The sequence below is a fragment of the Mucilaginibacter sp. genome (assembly GCF_039207105.1).
Taxonomy (GTDB): domain Bacteria; phylum Bacteroidota; class Bacteroidia; order Sphingobacteriales; family Sphingobacteriaceae; genus Mucilaginibacter.
Map to the genome: position 1 here is coordinate 17,113 of NZ_JBCECK010000025.1, position 19,058 is coordinate 36,170.

Below are 19,058 nucleotides of genomic sequence, written 5' to 3' on the forward strand. Positions count from 1 at the left end.
AGAATAAATTGAATCTATGGCATATTTATTATTCTTATTTTCAATATTATTATCAAACAGAACACAATCAGTATATTATGATATTAAAAAGTAACAGTAAAAATCAGCTTTAAAAGCTATCCTAAATTTAAACACAACATCATCATTATGTTTAAGACTTACGTAAAACTTGCTTACAGGAATTTGATTAAGGACAAAGCCTATTCCGTTCTTAATATATCTGGTTTAACGATAGGCCTCGCATCAAGCATTCTGATTTTGCTTTGGGTGCAAAATGAATTAAGTTATGATAAGTTCCATAAAAATGCATCGAGCCTTTATCGCATAACATCAGAAGAGCAGGATTCAAAAACTGCGCAAAGTACCGCGACAATGGCTGCTGTTTTAAAAGAGGAAATACCAACTGTTAAAAACGCTGTCCGCACAGATAGGTTTTCCAATCCTGTCCTACTGCAGACAGGCGAAAAAAAGATCTTAGAAGGTCGTGTGCATTATGCAGACCCGAGCTTCCTGGAAATGTTTACATTTCCGCTTGCCAAAGGAGACCCGACCACAGCATTAAAGCAGCCCAATGGCATTTTAATAACCCAGGCAATGGCAACAAAATACTTCGGCAATGAAAACCCTATTGGCAGGGTATTTAGAACAGATAATACCGAAAATATGGTAGTAACCGGTGTCTTTGCACCTATCCCGGATAATACACAAATAAAATTTGATTTCATATTACCACTATCCTCTTTAGCACGTTCAGATCAATATTTCAAGCGAAATTTAACCCTTTGGGAGGCCAGCCCTGTATATACCTATGTTCAGTTAGATAAAAACTTTGATCCGACACCAGCTAATATACTAAAGCTGGAGAATCAAATTACCCAGATATATCACCAACACCTGCCCAAAGCAAAAGCTGTATTCCACTTACAGCCCTTAACCGAAATTCACTTGGCCCCTGAATTAGGGAGAGATCTCCCCGGACACGGTAATCCACAATATGTAAAAATCTTCTTTATTGTTGCTATTTTGATACTTGTAGTAGCCTGTATCAACTTCATGAATCTGGCTACCGCGCGTTCTGCACGAAGGGCGAAGGAAATTGGTTTACGCAAAGTATCCGGTGCACAGCGAGGGCAGTTGATCTTTCAATTTTTAAGCGAGTCGGTATTAATTTCGTTTCTGGCCTTGTTTTTTGCGTTTTGGATAGTCTATTTATTCCTTCCGGTATTCAACCAGTTATCCGGTAAGCAACTTATTATTAATTTAGCAGATGGGAAACTTTGGATCAGTCTTTTAACCATCGCCATATTAACGGGATTAATATCGGGTAGTTATCCTGCGTTCTTTCTATCTGGTTTTAATCTTGTCAAGATACTCAAAGGAAATGTAAAATCAACGGGCGGTAATTTAGTATTCCGGAGCACTTTAGTGGTAATCCAATTTTCTATTTCTATCATATTGCTCATAGGTACGGTGGTTATTTACCAACAGCTGAAATTCATTAAGGAGCGTAACCCTGGTTTTGAGAAGGCTAATCTGTTGTACATGGACATGGTTGGGGATATGTATAACAAACCGTGGGAATTAAGGGCCGCGCTAAAGCAAAGCCCGCTCACCAGTGATTTTACCATGACTTCTAAATTGCCGGTAAACATGACTAACGGTTTGGACGCCACATGGGACGGCAAAGCTTCTAATTTACAAAGCGTGTTTTCGGGAACGAATATAAGTGAGAATTTCACCCACGTATTTGGGATTAAATTGCTGGCAGGGCGAGATTTTAAAGAGGGAGTTATAACAGATTCAAGTGATTACATAGTCAATGAGAAAATGATTCAACTTATGGGCTTAAAAGTAACTTCAGCGATAGGCATGCCACTAACTGTAGGTAACAAGAAAGGAAAGATCATTGGAGTGGTAAAAGATTTTAATTTCAAACCAGTTCAAGCGACTATAGAACCGTTGATTTTAAGGTTGATTACTTATAATGGCACGGTAGTTATCCGTACTACACCAGGGAATACCAGTAAAACTATTGATGCTTTAGAGAAAATAAGTAAAGAACTTAACCCGGCTTTTCCGTTCAGCTTTGGTTTCGTAGATCAGGACCTTGCTGATATTTATCACTGCGAACAACAAATGGGCAACATTTTTAAACTATTTGCTATTATTGGAATTTTCATTTCCTGCCTTGGTTTGTACGGCTTATCTGCCTTTACAGCAGAACAGCGAACCAAAGAGATCGGTGTGCGCAAGGTTTTAGGGGCTTCGGTATTTAATATGGTTTACCTTTTATCAGCCAGTATTACAAGACTGATGTTTATTGCTATAAGTATAGCAATACCTATTTCCTGGTTTTTAGTAAATAAATGGCTTCAAGAATTTGCCTATCATATTCACGTTAGTTGGTTCATATTTTTCTTTACATCTGTGTCAGTAATCGTTATTGCATGGCTAACCGTTAGCTATGAATCAGTAAAAGCTGCCGTTGTCAATCCAATAAAAAGTTTGAGAACTGAATAATCCAGACAATTTATTAGTTTGATCGCTATCTTTTAATAAACCTGTTCTTCAAAACGCGATCAGTTACACTATCAGCATAGCTTAAACCCATTGTGATCTTTGTATTACCCAGGTGCAGCATATTTCCTTCAATGGTATTTATTTTATTGGTATTTACTATGAAGCTTTTATGTACCTGCATAAATTGATTAGCCGGAAGTTTTTCCAGTATTCCTTTAATAGTCAGGTAAACCACCATTTTATCATTAATGGTATGAAGGATTACATAATTAGCCATCGCCTCTATATAAATCAATTCATCATAAATCACTTTTTCAATCCGCCCTTCACATTTAACAAAAAAATGATGGGTATCTGATTTTGTATTGCTTGATTTACCTTCCTTTAATGATTTAAGTTCAAAAGCCTTCATGCACGCTTTCAGAAATCGATCTAATGAAAAGGGCTTTACAAGATAATCAACCACCGCCAGCTCAAAGCCGTCAAGCGCATATTGTCCGTATGCGGTGGTCATGATCACCATAGGTAAAGTAGGTGCCGATCTTAAAAATTCAAGTCCGCTCATTTTTGGCATGTTAATATCCAAAAAAATCAGATCTACAGCTATGCTATTGATTAGCCCTGCTGCTTTCAATGGGTTTTCGGCAACTCCCACCAATTCTAAAAAATCGGTTTCCTCTATATATTCCTGCAATAATTTGCGAGCTATAGGCTCATCGTCAATAATCAGGCATTTTAATTTCATACGTCAGCTAATATTAAAGTAACCTCATAAATTTCTTTCTGATCATTAATCTGTAATTGATGTTTATCAGGATACAAAAGTGCCAATAGCCTTTTAGCGTTCGCAATACCCAATCCAGACGATTTTTCTCCATGACTAATACAAGCATCTTTGGTATTTATTATTTTAAAAATAAGATGCTCATTTTGATAGGTTAAGCTGATATCAATGTAGTTATCTTGACTTTCATTAAAGCCTACATATTTGAAGGCATTTTCTATGAATGTAATAAGCAGCAATGGGGCAATTTTTAAATTACCACCGATATGGGCGTCACAAAATGATACCCGAATACGTTCATCTATACGGCTTTTTTGAAGATCGATATAGTTCTTGATATAATTAAGTTCCCTATCCAGTTCAATTTGTTCTACATTACATTCGTAGAGCTGATAACGTAGCAATTCAGAAAAACTAAGTAGCATTTCCCGGGCCGGCTTATTTGACTTGTCTATGTGCCCATAAATGGAATTGATGGAATTAAACAGGAAATGGGGATTAAACTGCGCTCGTAAAAAATTAAGCTCATTGGCCGCCTTTTCTTTTTCAATTTTTTCAATATAAATTTCTGAGCGGATTTTTTCACCAATCATTTTACCTGCCAGGATCAAGGCTACCCAAAACAGGATGTTGACGAATGAATCATAAAAAATTCCTAAATAATTGAAATGGGCACCCGCAACTTTAAAAACGTAAAGGGTTACTAACATAGATACCGGCACCCTTACCAAAGCTGTTATAGCTACCGCCATAACAAACAGCACGCCAAATTTTACATATTTCTTTTTATTGAGCAGATATGGAATATTGTATAGCGTGTTAAAGTAGTAGTTAGCAGCTATAAATAGTAAATAACAAAACTGGATAGTAATGGCATGCGTAAGCACCAGCGTATTGTTTCTGAATACAAACACCCAGAATATATAAGCAAACAGCCAAAACAGCAAATGATATATGATTGAACTCTTTTTCAAATTGATTTGAGTTTTTTATATAAAAATACAATTATTTCTGCCCCGCAGCACCATCCGGAAAAGCTTCACCTTTATGACAGGTTGTGCAGGTGACTGTAAGGGCTTCACTTCCTATCAGCGGGTGTTTTAATTTAAAGTACTTTTTATTGATCCCAATAGTCATACGCATCATGGCACGTGAAATTTCTTTTTCGGGCTTGGCATCGCTGGCAAAATCAAGACCGTGGCCATCTTTAGCGTTGGCATGGCAAAAACTACAGGTAACCCCCAATCCATCCTGAAAGTCATCTACCATGATTTCCTGTAGTTTTTTTGACGAGATATCCTTCGGCAATACTTTTAAATTAGTGTAATGCGTAACAGCAGGCTTTGAGGATGTAGCCGCAACACCAAGAGTTACTGTAGTTAAAATACATACAATAACGCCTAACTTCTTATTGATCTTCAAAACGATTAATATTAATGATGTAAAAACATATATTGCCAATAGTCAGGCCTTAACCGCATAAACGTTAAGCGATATTTCAAGTTCATTTGAAATTGTACTTGTGCCACCAATTCCAAAATCCTTCCGGTTTATTTTGAACGAACCTTTAAAAATAAATTCCTCATTTTGCTGTTCAGCAGTAAAAGGAATTGAAATATCTTTTGATTTACCTTTTATGGTAAGCTTTCCGGTAACCAGGTAACTACCTGTTTTATGCCCATCCGTAATTTTTGAGGACAGAAAGTGAATGTTAGGATAGTTTTTAACATCAAAATACCCTTCGTCTTTCAAATGTTTATCCCTCAGATCATTGGCGGTATTCACGGTATTGGCATCGATAGTTATGTCCATGCTGCTATTCCCAGGTGTTTGCGAATCAAAATTGATAAGACCTTGTATACCGGTAAATGATCCTTTTACATCAAAACCAAAATTACTTATTGTAAAATCTACCGTCGATTTTTTATCAACGGGCTTATATTGCGCTATAGCTGCCGCGCTTGTTAGCACAAAAAGTGCCAATAATGTTATTGTTTTCATATTTGTTAATTAAAATAGGAGCCGCCGGTTAAAGCGACTCCCTCCCCTTTTACTAAGGCTTTGAACTTACCAGGTCCAAGAGCATCTTTACCCCTTTATTATTCGGATTTTATTAATGGTATATCGGTCACAGCGAGCGTATGGTCATGCTCCTGATAATTTACACTTGTGAGGCCAAGCATGGAACGAAGCTTTTCTGCCGGAACTTTCATTGGGCCGGGAGAGGGTGCCGCTCCAGGTGCCGGTTGTGGAAAAGCAGTTGAATTTGCAGTATGGAACGTGATATTCCCCTCTACCTTTTGAATAGTTTGGTGAATATGCCCATTCAATACCGACACCGACCCAAAACGTTTCAGCAACATTAAAGCCTGGGCACTATCTTCAGTACCCCATCCCCACTGTGGGTAAATGGCCCACATGGGTATGTGTGCAAACACAACAATGGGTGTACTTGATGTAAGGGGTTTTAAATCGTTTTCAAGCCATTTGATTTGATCTGGGCCTAAATAGCCTAAGCCGCCGTCAACGTGGTTGGTTACATTTACTAAGCCAATAAAATGCACGCCGTTTGAGTCAAAACTATACCACCCATCGCCTTTTGTTCCCTTACCAAAACGTTCCAGGTAAAGCTTTCCATTGTCGGTTACATCATGCTCACCGGGAACATAAAATATCTTCTCGGTCTTTACGCTTTTTAAGGATTGCTCAAGTGCGTCAAATTCTTCTGCCTGGGCCAGGTGTGAGAGATCCCCGGTGTGCAGCACAAATGATGGCGCCGACGGCATATTATTGATCTTATCTATTGTAGCCTGTAGTGTGCCTAACACATCAGGATTGGCGGCTTTATTAAAACCGATATGACTATCGCTGATCTGCACAAAGCTGAAATCAGACTTTGGTATTACCAGTCCTGATTTTAGGCCTCCGGTACTTCTGTCAATCATATGGCTCAAACCATATGATTTTAAAATACCGCCGGTCATCATCCAAAATACGCCTGTGCCAGCCCAGGCCATACATTCTAAAAAACCTCTGCGGTCAATGCCGTCACTGTTAGCATCGTGTGCATGCTCATGTCCGTGGTGAAAGTGTTTATTTATCATTTTTTTTCTAACTGATTATTGGAATACACCACGAAGAAAAGGAAAGTACGAGGGCCTATATATTCTTTTACATGAAAGAAGATAAATACTTGATGAACATTGGTTTTAGTTACAATACGATCCACTATAATTCCTGAGCAATCAATTTTCTTTAATTAGGGAAACTGATGCTTGTGAATAATAATCGATACGATTTGGTTAATAAGTAGCGGGAAATATTTTTTCTTTATGTGGGATTTTAAATCTGTCAATCCTAAATTTCTAAATCACACTTAACCAATTTAATTAACCATTTATGAGTTTTTTCTCAGTAGGGATAAATGATGCTAAGAAGTCCTGAAAAAATAATCAAGGAATTTTTTCTTCTTTGGAATATCAATTTGTGACCCTTTCGCTTTTGAAGCTACATTAATGAGTATTCGTGTAAGTTCTTCCGGATTAGCTAATTGAATCATATGCCCACAATCTATAGAATAAGTTTCTTCAATATCAGCTGCTGCAACCATTTGTTTTTGAAGAGGCAGAGTAACAACATTATCCTGCAACGCATAGATATATATCTTTGATACTGTTCCAAACTTTTCAGTTGTAAGAAACACCGGATTAGTCAACGGAATAAAAGGTTCAGGGCAATAACTCGACATAAATGACGAATAATGATCTAAACAATCATTAAGAAATATTGCCGGAATATCTTCTTTTCTAAAACCTATAGTTAAATTATCATCAGACACGATAATATTAGGATTTGACTTGGATTCTTCATCCTCAATGCAAAGATCAAATAATGATTGACCACTAACAGGTAACAAAGCAGCAACATAAACCAATACGCTAATTTTTTCTGGAATTAATTCAGCAACAGCCGATATAACCACTCCTCCAAAACCATGACCAACAAGAATTACATTATCTTGAGCTTTAGTTATTATGTCAGCTACATAATCTCTATAAAAGTCCAAGGTCAAATCTGCTGCATTTCCTACAGTATTACCATGTCCGGGTAATTCAATATTAATTACTTCATTATTTTGCTTTTCCAGTTTCTCCTTAACCATCCACCAAGCACAACTTCCCTGACATGATCCATGTATTAAAACAAATTTGTTCATCAAACCCAATTATCAATTTTCACTATAACGCCACAAAATTATAATACGTAATAAAGTTGTCGCACGCTACAAATGTTATCGTATTGTTAAATAATTACCATCCTGCATTTTTTGACTTCGCTTTTGGGAGTCATCAAATAAAATCGATTATAATTCTTGAGCAATCAATTTTCCCTATTAGAAAAAATGATACTTTTTGACTAATAATCGATACGATTTGATTAATAAGCGATAAGTAAAATACTTTTTCTTTACGTGTGATTTTAAATCTGTCAATCCTACATTTTTAAATCACACTTAACCAATTTAATAAATCATTTATGAGAAAAATTTTACTGCTAAGGCAGGGGGATTATTCCCCTCTGCAGTGGCCCCCCTGCATTTGGGGCCAAAAACTCACCATTATCATCCTTTTCATTCTGGCTTACCAGCTTACCCCGCTTTCGGCTTTCGCCCAAAACAAGTTTCAGGTAAGCGGTACAGTATCTGACACCACAGGCGAGGCGCTAACTGGTGTAGCCATCAGGTTAAAAGGTACACAAGCCGGTACAACAACTGATGCAAAAGGTAAATTCAGCTTGAGCGTTCCCGATGCTAATGGCGTTTTATTACTGAGCTACATTGGCTTTGCATCGCAGGAAGTACCTATTAACGGGCGGGCGATTATTGCAGTCAAGCTCAAATCAAACAATTCATCACTCCAGGAAATTGTGGTAACCGGTTATGGAACGCAAAAACGTGAATCAATAACAGGTGCCATATCCAGTGTTACCAGTAAAGATCTGGAGCGGGTACACGCCGGGGCTACCGTAAGCACAGGCCTGGCAGGTAAAATTCCGGGCGTAACGTTCAGGCAGGCCGAGGGCCGCCCCGGAGCAAGCGCCAACATCCAGATCCGAAACATGGGTTCGCCTTTATATGTTATTGATGGTATACAACAAGATGAAGGGCAGTTCAACAACCTGTCTCCCAATGATGTGGAAAGTATTACGGTATTGAAAGATGGTTCTGCCGCTATTTATGGTGTACGCGCCGCCAATGGTGTAGTTGTGGTAACTACCAAAAAAGGCTCGGGCGAGAGCCGTATTAATATTGATGCCTATTCAGGCTATCAAAACTGGACACGCTTCCCTAATGTACTTACCAACTCGTATGACTACATGCGATACCGTGCCGAGGCCGAGGTAAACTCCAACGGATCAACCAGCATCACTCCTGCCGAGCTTGAAAAATATAAAGCAGGCACTGACCCGGGCTACAAAAGCTTTAACTGGCGCGATTATGTTTTAAAAAGCAACAACAATGCACCTCAAAACTCTGTTAACGCTAACTTTACAGGCGGTACAGACAGGGTTAACTATTATGTATCAGCAACTAACCTTTTCCAAAGCTCGCAATTGGGTAAAGAATATAAGTTTAACCGCTCTAATATTCAGTCAAACGTTTCACTGAAGGTTGCAAATGGATTAAAAGTGAGCCTGGACATTAACGGCCGTATTGAAACACGCGAAAACCCTGGTGTACCGGGAGGCGATGATTATTTTCTGGCCAAATTCGCGGTATTAAGAAATACACCGCTTGAGCGCCCTTACGCTAATGACAACCCGGCTTATTTAAATGACATTGGCCATACGGAATCAAACTACGCATTTTTAAATAAAGATCTGTCGGGCTTATATCATAGCGACTGGCGTGTTCTGCAAACAAACTTTAATGCCGAATATCAAATCCCCGGTGTTAAGGGTTTGGCTATAAAAGGTCTATACTCATATTATATAGCCGATTATTTATTAAATAACCAGGAGTATACCTATGAAGCATATACCTACCGCCCTGCAACCAACACTTATGATGTAACCGGAGGTAGTACCAACCCCTGGAGAGAGCGTGAGCAGAAAAAAGAGTTTGCCAAAACCATGCAGGCCCAGATCAATTACAATAACTCATTTGGTAAAAGTACTATCGGCGCAACTTTCGTTGCGGAACGTATAGAGCTAAACCATTTAAGAAACTGGATACATGCTTCGCCAATTTCAAATAACCTGCCACTTATTTATTTCCCGACGACTGATCAATACCAGGATAGCGACGATAAAGAAGCCCGCATTGGTTATATAGGACGTGTAAACTATAACTATGATAACAAATATTACTTAGAAGCATCGGCCAGAAGAGATGCCTCTTACCTGTTTGCCCCTGATAAACGTGTTGGTTATTTCCCTGGTGTATCTGCCGGATGGAGAATTACCCAGGAAAGTTTTATGAAAAGCCTGTTAGGTGAAAACAGTCTGCTTAACGATTTAAAGATCAGGGCATCATACGGTGTTTTAGGTGATGACCGCGACCCTGCCAATACAGCCAACCCAATTGTTCCGGCATATGCATACTTACCTGGTTATAATTACAACAAGGGTACCGCTATATTAGATGGCAATGCGATAACGGTATCCCGCGATAAAGGCATTCCCATCAACCGCATTTCCTGGTTAAAAAGTAAAATTACCGACGTTGGTATGGATTTCAGCTTACTGAACAATAAGCTGACTGGTACCGTTGATTATTTTTACCGCAAACGTACCGGATTACTGGGCACTAAAAATGATGTGATCGTACCAATAGAAATAGGTTATTCCCTACCGCAGGAAAACGCTAACAGCGATGCACAATACGGAGAGGAAATTGCCTTAAACTATAACACCAAAATAGGCAAGGTAAGCTTTAATGTAGGTGGTAACTTTTCTTATACCCGCTCAAAAGACCTGATGCAATACAACCCACTTTTTTACAACTCGTGGGATCAATACCGCAACTCTATGCAAAACAGGTATTCCCATATTGACTGGGGTTATGAGGTAATTGGTCAGTTTACTTCTCAGGAGCAGATCAATAACTATAAAATCAATAACGACGGTAAAGGCAACCGAAGCCTAATCCCTGGCGACCTGATGTATAAGGATCAAAACGGCGATGGTAAAATTGACCAATATGACGAACGTCCTGTCGGATTTGGAGGCGGCAAGCAACCTAACATCAACTTCGGCTTTACATTGGGCGCAGCCTACAAAGGTTTTGATTTCCATGCCGATTTTTCAGGCGGCGCAGGTTATACCTGGGTTCAAAACTTTGAGTCAAGATGGGCTTTCCAAAACAACGGTAACCTCAATAGCATATTTGAAGACAGGTGGCACAGGGCCGATCCATTTGATGTGAATAGTGCATGGATTGCTGGTAAATACCCTGCCAACCGTGTTAACCCCGGATTTGGCCATAGCGACTATGAACTCAATGGTCAGCGTAACTCTACCTTTTGGCTGCATAGTGTAAGATATCTGAGAGCCAGAACCATCGAGTTAGGTTATTCATTACCATCACAATGGCTTACCAGGGTAAAAATAAAAAGAGCAAGATTTTATGTTAATGCCTACAACTTGTTTTCATTTGATAATCTCAGGTCTTATTCAGTTGACCCCGAGGTTTCTGACGATAACGGGCTTCAGTTCCCGCAAAGTAAGGTACTCAACTTTGGCGTTAACCTAACCTTTTAATTGATCCCTTAAGTTTAAAATTCAAATGAAAAAAATATCATTAATAAGCATGTTTGCAATCCTGTTAGTTGCAGGATCATGCAAAAAAGATAGTGCATTTTTAGATGTACCACCCAAGCAGGTACTGCCTACCGAGCTGGCTTTTACAGACCCTGCTCTGGTTTTATCTATCCTGGGCGATTTATATAATAGACAAAGAGACTTTTCAAGTCTGGATGGCCATCCGCTAAAAGAATATCCTTTAGCTCCTACAGATGATATAGTACCCGGATGGATTACTTTTGCTGACTTTAGCGAATCTTTTCCATCAGAAAATGGCAGTTCATATATAGTGCAAAGAACCGGTTGGGGATACGACGAATGGTATATATGGGATTATGGTTACATCCGTGACCTTAACTTGTTCATTCAGCGTGCTACAGCCGCTACTAAGCTTAGCGATGGTGATAAAACACGCTTTATTGCCGAAGCCAGATTTTTGCGCGCTAACTATTATTTTGAAATGGTAAAACGTATGGGTGGCGTACCATTGATCACCGATCCACTTGCCTATGATTATTCAGGTAATGTTACACCGCTACAAAAGCCACGTGCTAAGGAATCTGAATTATATGATTTTGTGATCAGCGAAGCAGAGGCCGTTAAAGACCAATTACCAAATGATGTTAATGAAAAATCAAGGGCAACAAAAGGTGCTGCACTGGCTATGGAAGCAAGAGCAGCGTTATATGCAGGTTCTATCGCTAAATATGGATCCAATACGCCGCAAGTATCTTTGCCTGGTGGTGAAGTAGGTATAGCTTCAAGTTTAGCCAACGGTTATTATACTAAGGCGTTAGCCGCAGCGCAGGCCATCATCAATGGCAGTGCGGGTAGTTACCAGTTATACAAAGTATTACCAGATCTGGCCGATAATTTTGCAGCTGTTTTCCTTGACAAAAGCAGTGTTAACCAGGAAGCTATATTTGTAGAAGACTTTAAGGTTAACTCTGGTAAAGTACATCCTTTTACTACTAACAATCAACCCTTTTCCATTTCAGACGAGGGTTTGGATGCAGGCCGTTTAAACCCATCATTAAACCTGGTTGAAGCATTTGAAAAACTGGATAATACCTATGCGCCATTAGCTACTAAAGATGCATCAGGCAATCCTATTTATTATACAGATCAGCTTGATATTTTTGCAGGCCGTGATGCAAGGCTTGCGGGAACAATACTTTTACCCAATGGCTCATTTAAAGGAAAAAGGACAGATGTTTGGGCTGGTTATCAATTAGCTGATGGCAGCATACTAACCAGTGGCGACGCCGGCCAGTTAAAGCCCCTACCTGGAACTACCACTCCTGTACAGGTTACAGGTAAAGATGGCGTTATTAATGGTCAGGAATTCCGCACGCAAACAGGTTTTTATATCCGCAAATATCTTGACCCGGCCGTAGGTTCTGGTCGCCGTGGTCGTGGCAGTGATGTAGCGTTTATCCGTTACCGTTATGCCGAAGTATTATTAAACGCTGCCGAAGCCGCTTTTGAACTTGGCCAGGTACCTGTTGCCGCAGGTTATCTGAATCAGGTACGATCACGCGCTGGTTTAACTACAGCATTATCACCTATTGATGTTACTTTTGACAGAATTGTTCATGAGCGCCGTGTAGAACTTGCTTTTGAAGGCCATATCTTTTATGATATGAAACGCTGGAGACTGGCGACCGCTGTTTGGGATGGTGTACCTATGAGCGTTATCGATCTGGTTAGCAACATAGGCAAAGCCAACAAACGCAGTACACAGCCTTATGGTTTATGGCCATATAAATATTATAATCCGGGCAACCCTAATAATGGAAAATGGCTGTTCAAAGAAGTACTGCCATCGCCGGTAACGGGTGCCAACAGGTTTCAGCTGGGTAATTATTACTCGCAAATTGGCAATGATGTATTATCGGCCAATCCAAAAATTGTTAAACAACCAAATCAATAGGTTTTACTTATAAAATTACGATCATGAAAATAAAATTTCATCATATACTACTGGCGCTCTTGATTGCAACCACGGGTTGTAAAAAAGATAATTACGATGCGCCTTCCCTAAAACTTACAGGCAAGCTGGTTTATAAAGGCGAAGCTATTGGTGTTGAATACAACCAGGTTCCTTATGAACTTTATCAACCAGGCTTTGGTAAAACAGGCCCTATAAGCCAAACCTTTGATCAGAATGGTGCTTATTCTTCACTTCTGTTCAAGGGTAATTATAAATTCACCATCCCACCTAATCAAGGCCCTTTTTTATGGAAAGAGGTGGCACCGGGTAAACGTGATACCGTAGCTATTGCCCTTACAGGCGACCAAACAATGGACGTTGAAGTAACACCTTTCTATATGATCAGGAATGCCAACCTTACTGCTGCCAGCAGCAAAGTGAATGCAACCTTCAATATAGATAAAATAATAACCGACACTAATGCAAAGGATATTGAAAGGGTGAGCCTATATATTAATAAAACCCAATTTGTATCGGGTGGAGATAATATTGCCGCAACTGATCTTGCAGGTTCGGCCATTACCAGCCTCAGCAATATCACCATGAGTGTAAACATTCCCGGTATATCCCCTTCCCAAAACTATGTTTTTGCACGGGTGGGTATTAAAATAGCCGGTGTGGAGGATATGATATTTTCCCCATTGGTAAAATTAACCTACTAAAAAGCTTACAGGGCCGTATCTTAGTACGGCCCTGTTTACAAAAAACAATTTTACTATTTTATGAAAAAAACAAACTTCTGTTTATCCCTCCTACTATTAGCTGCTGTATCGGTTAATGCGCAACAAACCGGTTGGCATTTAATTAAAGATAAAATTACTACACCCTGGGCAGAGAAGGTTGATCCTAAAGCGCCGCTTCCGGAATATCCGAGGCCGCAATTGGTAAGGCCCGATTGGCAAAACTTAAATGGCTTGTGGAGCTATGCCATCGTACCTAAATCAACAGCAGGCCCGGCCAAATATGAAGGTGAGATATTAGTTCCCTTCGCCGTAGAGTCTGCATTATCCGGCGTAGGTAAAACGGTTGGTAAGGATAGCATGCTGTGGTACAAAACCAGCATCACCTTAAACAAAACATTAAAAGGGAAAGATGTACTGCTGCACTTTGGCGCGGTTGACTGGCGTACCGAGGTTTTTGTTAATGGTAAAAGTGTAGGTGTGCATGAAGGTGGCTTTGATCCTTTTACTTTTAATATAACTCCATACCTGAAAGGTTCGCGCCAGGAAATAAAAGTAAGTGTTTGGGATCCCACAGATGATGGCCCGCAACCACGCGGCAAGCAGGTTAAAAAGCCTGAAGGCATCTGGTATACACCGGTTACCGGTATTTGGCAAACTGTTTGGCTGGAAGGTGTGGCTAAAACCCATATTGATGCTACCAAACAAACTCCAAATATTGACAACCATACGCTTACTGTCTCTGCCGAGATCAGCAATGTTCAACCAGGCGATCAGTTAAAGATCACTGCCTGGGATGGCAAAACACAGGTTGATCAAAAAACTATTGATGCAAACGGCACAGCAGTTTTGGATATTAAAGATCAAAAATTATGGTCAACAACAGATCCTTTTCTTTATGATCTGCAGGTGGCTGTGATCAGGAACAATAAGGTTGTTGATGATGTAAAGAGTTACTTTGCTATGCGCAAAATATCGCTGGGTGCCGATGCCAATGGTGTACAACGCATGTTGCTGAACAATAAATTTGTATTTGAGTATGGCCCGCTTGATCAGGGTTGGTGGCCCGATGGTTTGTACACCCCACCAACTGACGAAGCTATGAACTTTGATATAGACAAATTAAAAGCAATGGGCTTTAACATGATCCGTAAGCATATCAAGGTAGAGCCCGCCAGATACTATACCTATTGCGACAAAAATGGCATGTTACTATGGCAGGATATGCCAAGTGGCGATCTGGGCAACCATTGGGAAAACCGCCCGGGTGTGCTGGATAAAGCTACCGATCAGAAACGTACGCCGGAATCAGAGGGCTATTACCGAAAAGAGTGGAATGCTATCATGAACGCGCTTTATAATTACCCATGCATTGTGGTATGGACACCATTCAATGAGGCCTGGGGCCAGTTTAAAACTGTGGAGATCACAGAATGGACAGTGAAAAAAGATCCGTCGAGATTAGTAAACAGCGCTAGCGGTGGTAATTTTTACGCAACAGGCAATATTGTAGATCTGCATAATTATCCTCACCCAGCTATGCCTCGCCCGGAAATATTTGGTAAAACACAGGCAGTAGTTTTAGGTGAGTTTGGTGGTTTAGGCTGGCCGGTTGATGGCCATACCTGGCAGGCCAATAAAAACTGGGGCTATCAAAATTTTAAAAATGCCGACGATCTGTTTAAAAGATACAGCTCTTTTACCGACAGGCTTCAGGAATTAATTAAATTAGGTTTATCTGCCGCAGTATATACCCAAACCACTGACGTTGAAGGTGAAGTTAATGGCTTTATGACCTATGATCGAAAAGTGATCAAGATGCCGGTTGAACAATTAAACAAGGTGAATACTAAATTATATGATCCGGCATTGGTAAAGTAATAGCTACAGCATTAAATTATCTTTTATAAAGCTTTGCTTTAATTATTAAAATTGTACTACTTTTAAATTACTATACTTTAAAAGTAGTACAATTTATTAACCCAATAACTTTTAGATAATGATAAACCCCGAAGACCAGATCCCCCTTGACGATTCAGAGGGTGCTGACAAAGATGACCAACGAAGCCAGGATGATATACATTCAAATGGTTTAGACGAAGAGCGGATTCCATCTGAAACTGAAGATGAGCCATCTATTGATCTGCTAAAGCAATCATATAATGCTTCAGAATCATCATTTACCCTGTATTTAGGTGATGATGCACCTAAGGACGAGGACTAATTATTTTTGAATTAAGATGATGAAACTTAATCAAAACATACTCTATCATATAAAAGGGTATCGTTTCATCATCAACACCATCCTTATCAAAAGCAATGACTAATTCCCAGGCACCTGCCGGCAGAATAGCTTCCGTAGATGTTTACCGGGGCTTTGTCATGCTTTTGATGATGGCTGAAGTGTTATCTTTACAAAGCGTATCAGCAGCGCTCCCCGACAGTAAGTTCTGGCAGGTTTTAGCATTTAACCAAACACATGTACAGTGGACATGGCTTAGTCTCCACGACATGATCCAGCCTTCCTTTACCTTTTTAGTAGGTGTTGTGCTTCCATTCTCTATTGCTTCCAGAAAAAACAAAGGCGCAACTGCTTCTTCATTACTTGGTCACACTTTATTCCGCTCGTTGATCCTGATCCTGCTTGGTTTTTTTCTAAGATCATTGGGAGCAGATCAAACCAATTATACTTTTGAAGATACCCTTACTCAAATAGGCATGGGGTATACTTTACTGGTGATCCTCGGGCTTTATTCGCCTAAAGTTCAGTTCAGTGCCTTGATTATTATTTTAGTGGGATACTGGCTTGCATTTGCTCTATATCCCCTACCGGCTGCCGGCTTTGACTATACAGCGACAGGTGTGCCACCAAACTGGGAACATAATCTGCATGGCTTTGCCGCCCATTGGAATAAGAACACCAACCTGGCTTGGGCAACAGATCGCTGGTTTCTTAATTTATTCCCACGAGCCCAGCCTTTTCTGTTTAACGATGGGGGGTATTCTACCCTTAGTTTTATTCCTACTTTGGGCACTATGATCCTTGGACTTTTGGCGGGCGGAGTTTTAAAAAGTACTCAACCAGCTAATGTAAAACTGAAATATTTTATCATAGCCGGAATAAGCCTTATACTCGTCGGCATAGTATTACATCTTACCAATATTAACCCTATAGTTAAAAGGATCTGGACGCCTGCGTGGGTAATTTTTAGCGGTGGAACATGCTTTATTTTTTTAGCTATCTTTTATTGGCTGGTTGATATAAAACAATTTAAAAGACCATTTTTCTTCCTTACAGTTATTGGCATGAACTCCATAGCTGCCTATGTAATGGCCGATGGTGGTTTAAGAAAATATATTAAAAGCAATTTATATGTGCACTTGGGTCAACACTATGATCAGCTATTCGGACTGGCTTATGCAACCCTCGTGAGCGGCGCGTTAACCTTATTTTTAATGTGGCTGATACTTTACTGGATGCACAAACAAAAACTATATATCAAAATCTGATAAATAGAACCTTCAGATCAGTTTTCGTCTGATCTTATACCCACTTATACCAAAATATACTACAAATAAAAAGCATATCAGGGGTACTATATACCCAATTTGTATACGGTCTCCGTTTAAATCTATCACTGTAGCCATAACATAGGGTACCACAGCCCCTCCTACTATTGACATAATAAGCCATGACGAACCAGATTTAGTATCATCGCCGATGCCATCTATCCCTAATGCAAAAATGGTAGGAAACATGATAGACATAAAAAAACCAATGGCTCCCAAACAATAAACAACATAAGCGCCCTGGCCCAAAATAGCTACTCCACACAGCAATGCGGCAATCACAGCATAAATAGTCAGTAGTTTATGCGATTTTATATATTGCAATATCGCGGTACCTGCAAACCGACCCGACATAAATAAAAGGCCATAAATACCCAGGTAATAACTGGCCGTTTTCTCATCTATACCGGCACCCTGCTTAGCCATTCTGATAAAGAAACTGGTAACACAAACCTGAGCCCCCACATAAAAAAACTGAGCTATTACCGCTATTAACAAATGCCTGTGTTTTAAAGCACCTAAAAAGCTACCGTCGGACTCGGGCTCTTTAGCTACGTTCTTAATTTCTGGCAAACGGGTAAAGTAAAATGCGATAGCCACTAACACCAAGGCACCAGCTAATACCGCATAAGGCATTTTTACAGCCGATGCCTCATGTAAAAAATAAGAGGAACGTTCCGTTACCGACATATTTTTTAATTGGTCAGGCGTATACTCCTTTCCTGAAAGAATCAGTATGCCACCAATAAATGGCGCTACGGTTGCTGCAAAACCATTAAATGATGCAGCAAGGTTTAACCGGGTAGTAGCACCGGCAGGACCACCCAATACTGCCGAATAGGGATTAGCGGCTGTCTCGAGGATGGCAATACCACAACCAATAATAAACAACGCCCCTAAAAAACCTTTATAAGCCAACATATTGGCTGCCGGAATAAACAGTGATGCGCCAATGGCAGCAAGTAGTAAACCAATAATGATGCTCTTTTTATAACCAAACCGTTTCAACAATATCCCCGCAGGTATTGCCATCAGGAAATAGGCTAAAAAGATAGCAGTATCAACCAGCGCCGATTGCCTGTTATTCAGTTGGCAGGCTTTTTTTAAATGCGGTATCAGTATCCCATCCAGATTATGCACCATTCCCCATAAAAAAAACAGGATGCATATCAGTATAAAAGGTAATAAAAGCGTTTTACCTCTTAACGTACTTTCGGGTATTACCTCGGCTGTTGTAGTGGTCTGCATAGGTTAGGTTTAAGCAGTGGCTTGTTTTTTAACGAGTAAAATATGATCGCATACCTGTACAATTTCACCGTGTTGGTTTATAATTTCCACATGTTCGGTCACGTTGCCATACTCCGGTTTTTTAGAGTCTTCTTTTACGGTTATGGTACCCTCTGAATGTATGGTGTCTCCAATAAAAACAGGCTTAATAAAGCGAAGCCTGTCATAACCTTTGGAAAGCGCTTCAGGGTTGATCTCCGATGCGGTAAGGCCGATACCTATACTGAATATCATGGTGCCATGTGCTATACGTTGTTGAAATGGTTGCGTTTTACACCACTCTGCATCCATGTGATGCGGAAAGAAATCGCCGGTATGGCCGGCATGCACCACAAAATCAGTTTCGGTAATGGTACGTCCTAATGTTACGCGCTTTTCGCCAATGGTATATTCTTCAAAAAATGTCGATTTAAAAAACATA

At 39.9% G+C, this 19,058-nt stretch carries 15 protein-coding genes; 7 read left to right on the top strand and 8 right to left on the bottom strand.

The window, feature by feature from the left end; translation table 11 throughout:
* The first annotated feature begins 147 nt into the window (after positions 1-147).
* Entirely contained in the window at positions 148-2,520 is a 2,373-nt protein-coding gene (locus AAGC65_RS07540) for an ABC transporter permease (RefSeq protein ID WP_343111818.1), read from the top strand.
* A gap of 25 nt (positions 2,521-2,545) precedes the next feature.
* Here the strand turns inward: AAGC65_RS07540 and AAGC65_RS07545 are convergent, their stop codons facing one another.
* From AAGC65_RS07545 to AAGC65_RS07570, 6 genes are all read right to left on the bottom strand, one after another.
* Entirely contained in the window at positions 2,546-3,265 is a 720-nt protein-coding gene (locus AAGC65_RS07545) for a LytTR family DNA-binding domain-containing protein (RefSeq protein WP_343111819.1), read from the bottom strand.
* On the bottom strand, positions 3,262-4,278 hold the full coding sequence (locus tag AAGC65_RS07550) for a histidine kinase (RefSeq protein ID WP_343111820.1): 1,017 nt from the start codon (positions 4,276-4,278) through the stop codon (positions 3,262-3,264). The genes AAGC65_RS07545 and AAGC65_RS07550 overlap by 4 nt, the downstream gene beginning before the upstream one ends.
* 31 nt (positions 4,279-4,309) lie before the next feature.
* Positions 4,310-4,726 carry a c-type cytochrome gene (locus AAGC65_RS07555; RefSeq protein WP_343111821.1) on the bottom strand — a complete coding sequence of 139 codons (417 nt, stop codon included), beginning with the start codon at positions 4,724-4,726 and terminating at the stop codon, positions 4,310-4,312.
* Between the two features lie 42 nt (positions 4,727-4,768).
* Entirely contained in the window at positions 4,769-5,305 is a 537-nt protein-coding gene (locus AAGC65_RS07560; RefSeq protein ID WP_343111822.1) for a YceI family protein, read from the bottom strand.
* Positions 5,306-5,403: 98 nt separating this feature from the next.
* The gene (locus AAGC65_RS07565; protein ID WP_343111823.1) at positions 5,404-6,408 is read right to left on the bottom strand and encodes a metallophosphoesterase; all 1,005 of its coding nucleotides are present in this window, start codon (positions 6,406-6,408) and stop codon (positions 5,404-5,406) included.
* Positions 6,409-6,734: 326 nt separating this feature from the next.
* Positions 6,735-7,520: an alpha/beta hydrolase gene (locus AAGC65_RS07570; RefSeq protein ID WP_343111824.1), complete on the bottom strand. Its 786-nt coding sequence runs from the start codon at positions 7,518-7,520 to the stop codon at positions 6,735-6,737.
* 320 nt (positions 7,521-7,840) lie between these two features.
* Here AAGC65_RS07570 and AAGC65_RS07575 point away from each other — a divergent pair, with 320 nt between their 5' ends.
* From AAGC65_RS07575 to AAGC65_RS07600, 6 genes are all read left to right on the top strand, one after another.
* Complete coding sequence (locus AAGC65_RS07575) at positions 7,841-11,065, top strand: TonB-dependent receptor (protein ID WP_343111825.1); 3,225 nt, start codon at positions 7,841-7,843, stop codon at positions 11,063-11,065.
* Positions 11,066-11,090: 25 nt separating this feature from the next.
* Positions 11,091-13,040: a RagB/SusD family nutrient uptake outer membrane protein gene (locus AAGC65_RS07580; protein WP_343111826.1), complete on the top strand. Its 1,950-nt coding sequence runs from the start codon at positions 11,091-11,093 to the stop codon at positions 13,038-13,040.
* Positions 13,041-13,063: 23 nt separating this feature from the next.
* The gene (locus AAGC65_RS07585; protein ID WP_343111827.1) at positions 13,064-13,762 is read left to right on the top strand and encodes a DUF3823 domain-containing protein; all 699 of its coding nucleotides are present in this window, start codon (positions 13,064-13,066) and stop codon (positions 13,760-13,762) included.
* A gap of 60 nt (positions 13,763-13,822) precedes the next feature.
* Positions 13,823-15,661: a sugar-binding domain-containing protein gene (locus tag AAGC65_RS07590; RefSeq protein WP_343111828.1), complete on the top strand. Its 1,839-nt coding sequence runs from the start codon at positions 13,823-13,825 to the stop codon at positions 15,659-15,661.
* A 118-nt stretch (positions 15,662-15,779) separates the two neighbouring features.
* Entirely contained in the window at positions 15,780-16,004 is a 225-nt protein-coding gene (locus tag AAGC65_RS07595) for a hypothetical protein (RefSeq protein ID WP_343111829.1), read from the top strand.
* 95 nt (positions 16,005-16,099) lie between these two features.
* Entirely contained in the window at positions 16,100-17,290 is a 1,191-nt protein-coding gene (locus AAGC65_RS07600; protein WP_343111830.1) for a hypothetical protein, read from the top strand.
* Positions 17,291-17,302: 12 nt separating this feature from the next.
* Here the strand turns inward: AAGC65_RS07600 and fucP are convergent, their stop codons facing one another.
* Together fucP and AAGC65_RS07610 are read right to left on the bottom strand one after the other, a co-directional pair.
* A complete protein-coding gene (gene fucP, locus AAGC65_RS07605; protein ID WP_343111831.1) occupies positions 17,303-18,598 on the bottom strand; it encodes an L-fucose:H+ symporter permease in 1,296 nt (431 codons plus the stop codon).
* A 9-nt stretch (positions 18,599-18,607) separates the two neighbouring features.
* Positions 18,608-19,057, bottom strand: coding sequence for a MaoC/PaaZ C-terminal domain-containing protein (locus tag AAGC65_RS07610; protein WP_343111832.1), 450 nt, complete (start codon positions 19,055-19,057; stop codon positions 18,608-18,610).
* Position 19,058: the final 1 nt, after the last annotated feature.

What these genes read in the sequence shown, in the direction of transcription:
- AAGC65_RS07540 (WP_343111818.1), top strand. Translation starts at nt 148, where the DNA reads ATGTTTAAGACTTACGTAAAACTTGCTTACAGGAATTTGATTAAGGAC.
- AAGC65_RS07545 (WP_343111819.1), bottom strand. Translation starts at nt 3,265, where the DNA reads ATGAAATTAAAATGCCTGATTATTGACGATGAGCCTATAGCTCGCAAA.
- AAGC65_RS07560 (WP_343111822.1), bottom strand. Translation starts at nt 5,305, where the DNA reads ATGAAAACAATAACATTATTGGCACTTTTTGTGCTAACAAGCGCGGCA.
- AAGC65_RS07565 (WP_343111823.1), bottom strand. Translation starts at nt 6,408, where the DNA reads ATGATAAATAAACACTTTCACCACGGACATGAGCATGCACACGATGCT.
- AAGC65_RS07570 (WP_343111824.1), bottom strand. Translation starts at nt 7,520, where the DNA reads ATGAACAAATTTGTTTTAATACATGGATCATGTCAGGGAAGTTGTGCT.
- AAGC65_RS07575 (WP_343111825.1), top strand. Translation starts at nt 7,841, where the DNA reads ATGAGAAAAATTTTACTGCTAAGGCAGGGGGATTATTCCCCTCTGCAG.
- AAGC65_RS07580 (WP_343111826.1), top strand. Translation starts at nt 11,091, where the DNA reads ATGAAAAAAATATCATTAATAAGCATGTTTGCAATCCTGTTAGTTGCA.
- AAGC65_RS07585 (WP_343111827.1), top strand. Translation starts at nt 13,064, where the DNA reads ATGAAAATAAAATTTCATCATATACTACTGGCGCTCTTGATTGCAACC.
- AAGC65_RS07590 (WP_343111828.1), top strand. Translation starts at nt 13,823, where the DNA reads ATGAAAAAAACAAACTTCTGTTTATCCCTCCTACTATTAGCTGCTGTA.
- AAGC65_RS07595 (WP_343111829.1), top strand. Translation starts at nt 15,780, where the DNA reads ATGATAAACCCCGAAGACCAGATCCCCCTTGACGATTCAGAGGGTGCT.
- AAGC65_RS07600 (WP_343111830.1), top strand. Translation starts at nt 16,100, where the DNA reads ATGACTAATTCCCAGGCACCTGCCGGCAGAATAGCTTCCGTAGATGTT.
- fucP (WP_343111831.1), bottom strand. Translation starts at nt 18,598, where the DNA reads ATGCAGACCACTACAACAGCCGAGGTAATACCCGAAAGTACGTTAAGA.
- AAGC65_RS07610 (WP_343111832.1), bottom strand. Translation starts at nt 19,057, where the DNA reads ATGTTTTTTAAATCGACATTTTTTGAAGAATATACCATTGGCGAAAAG.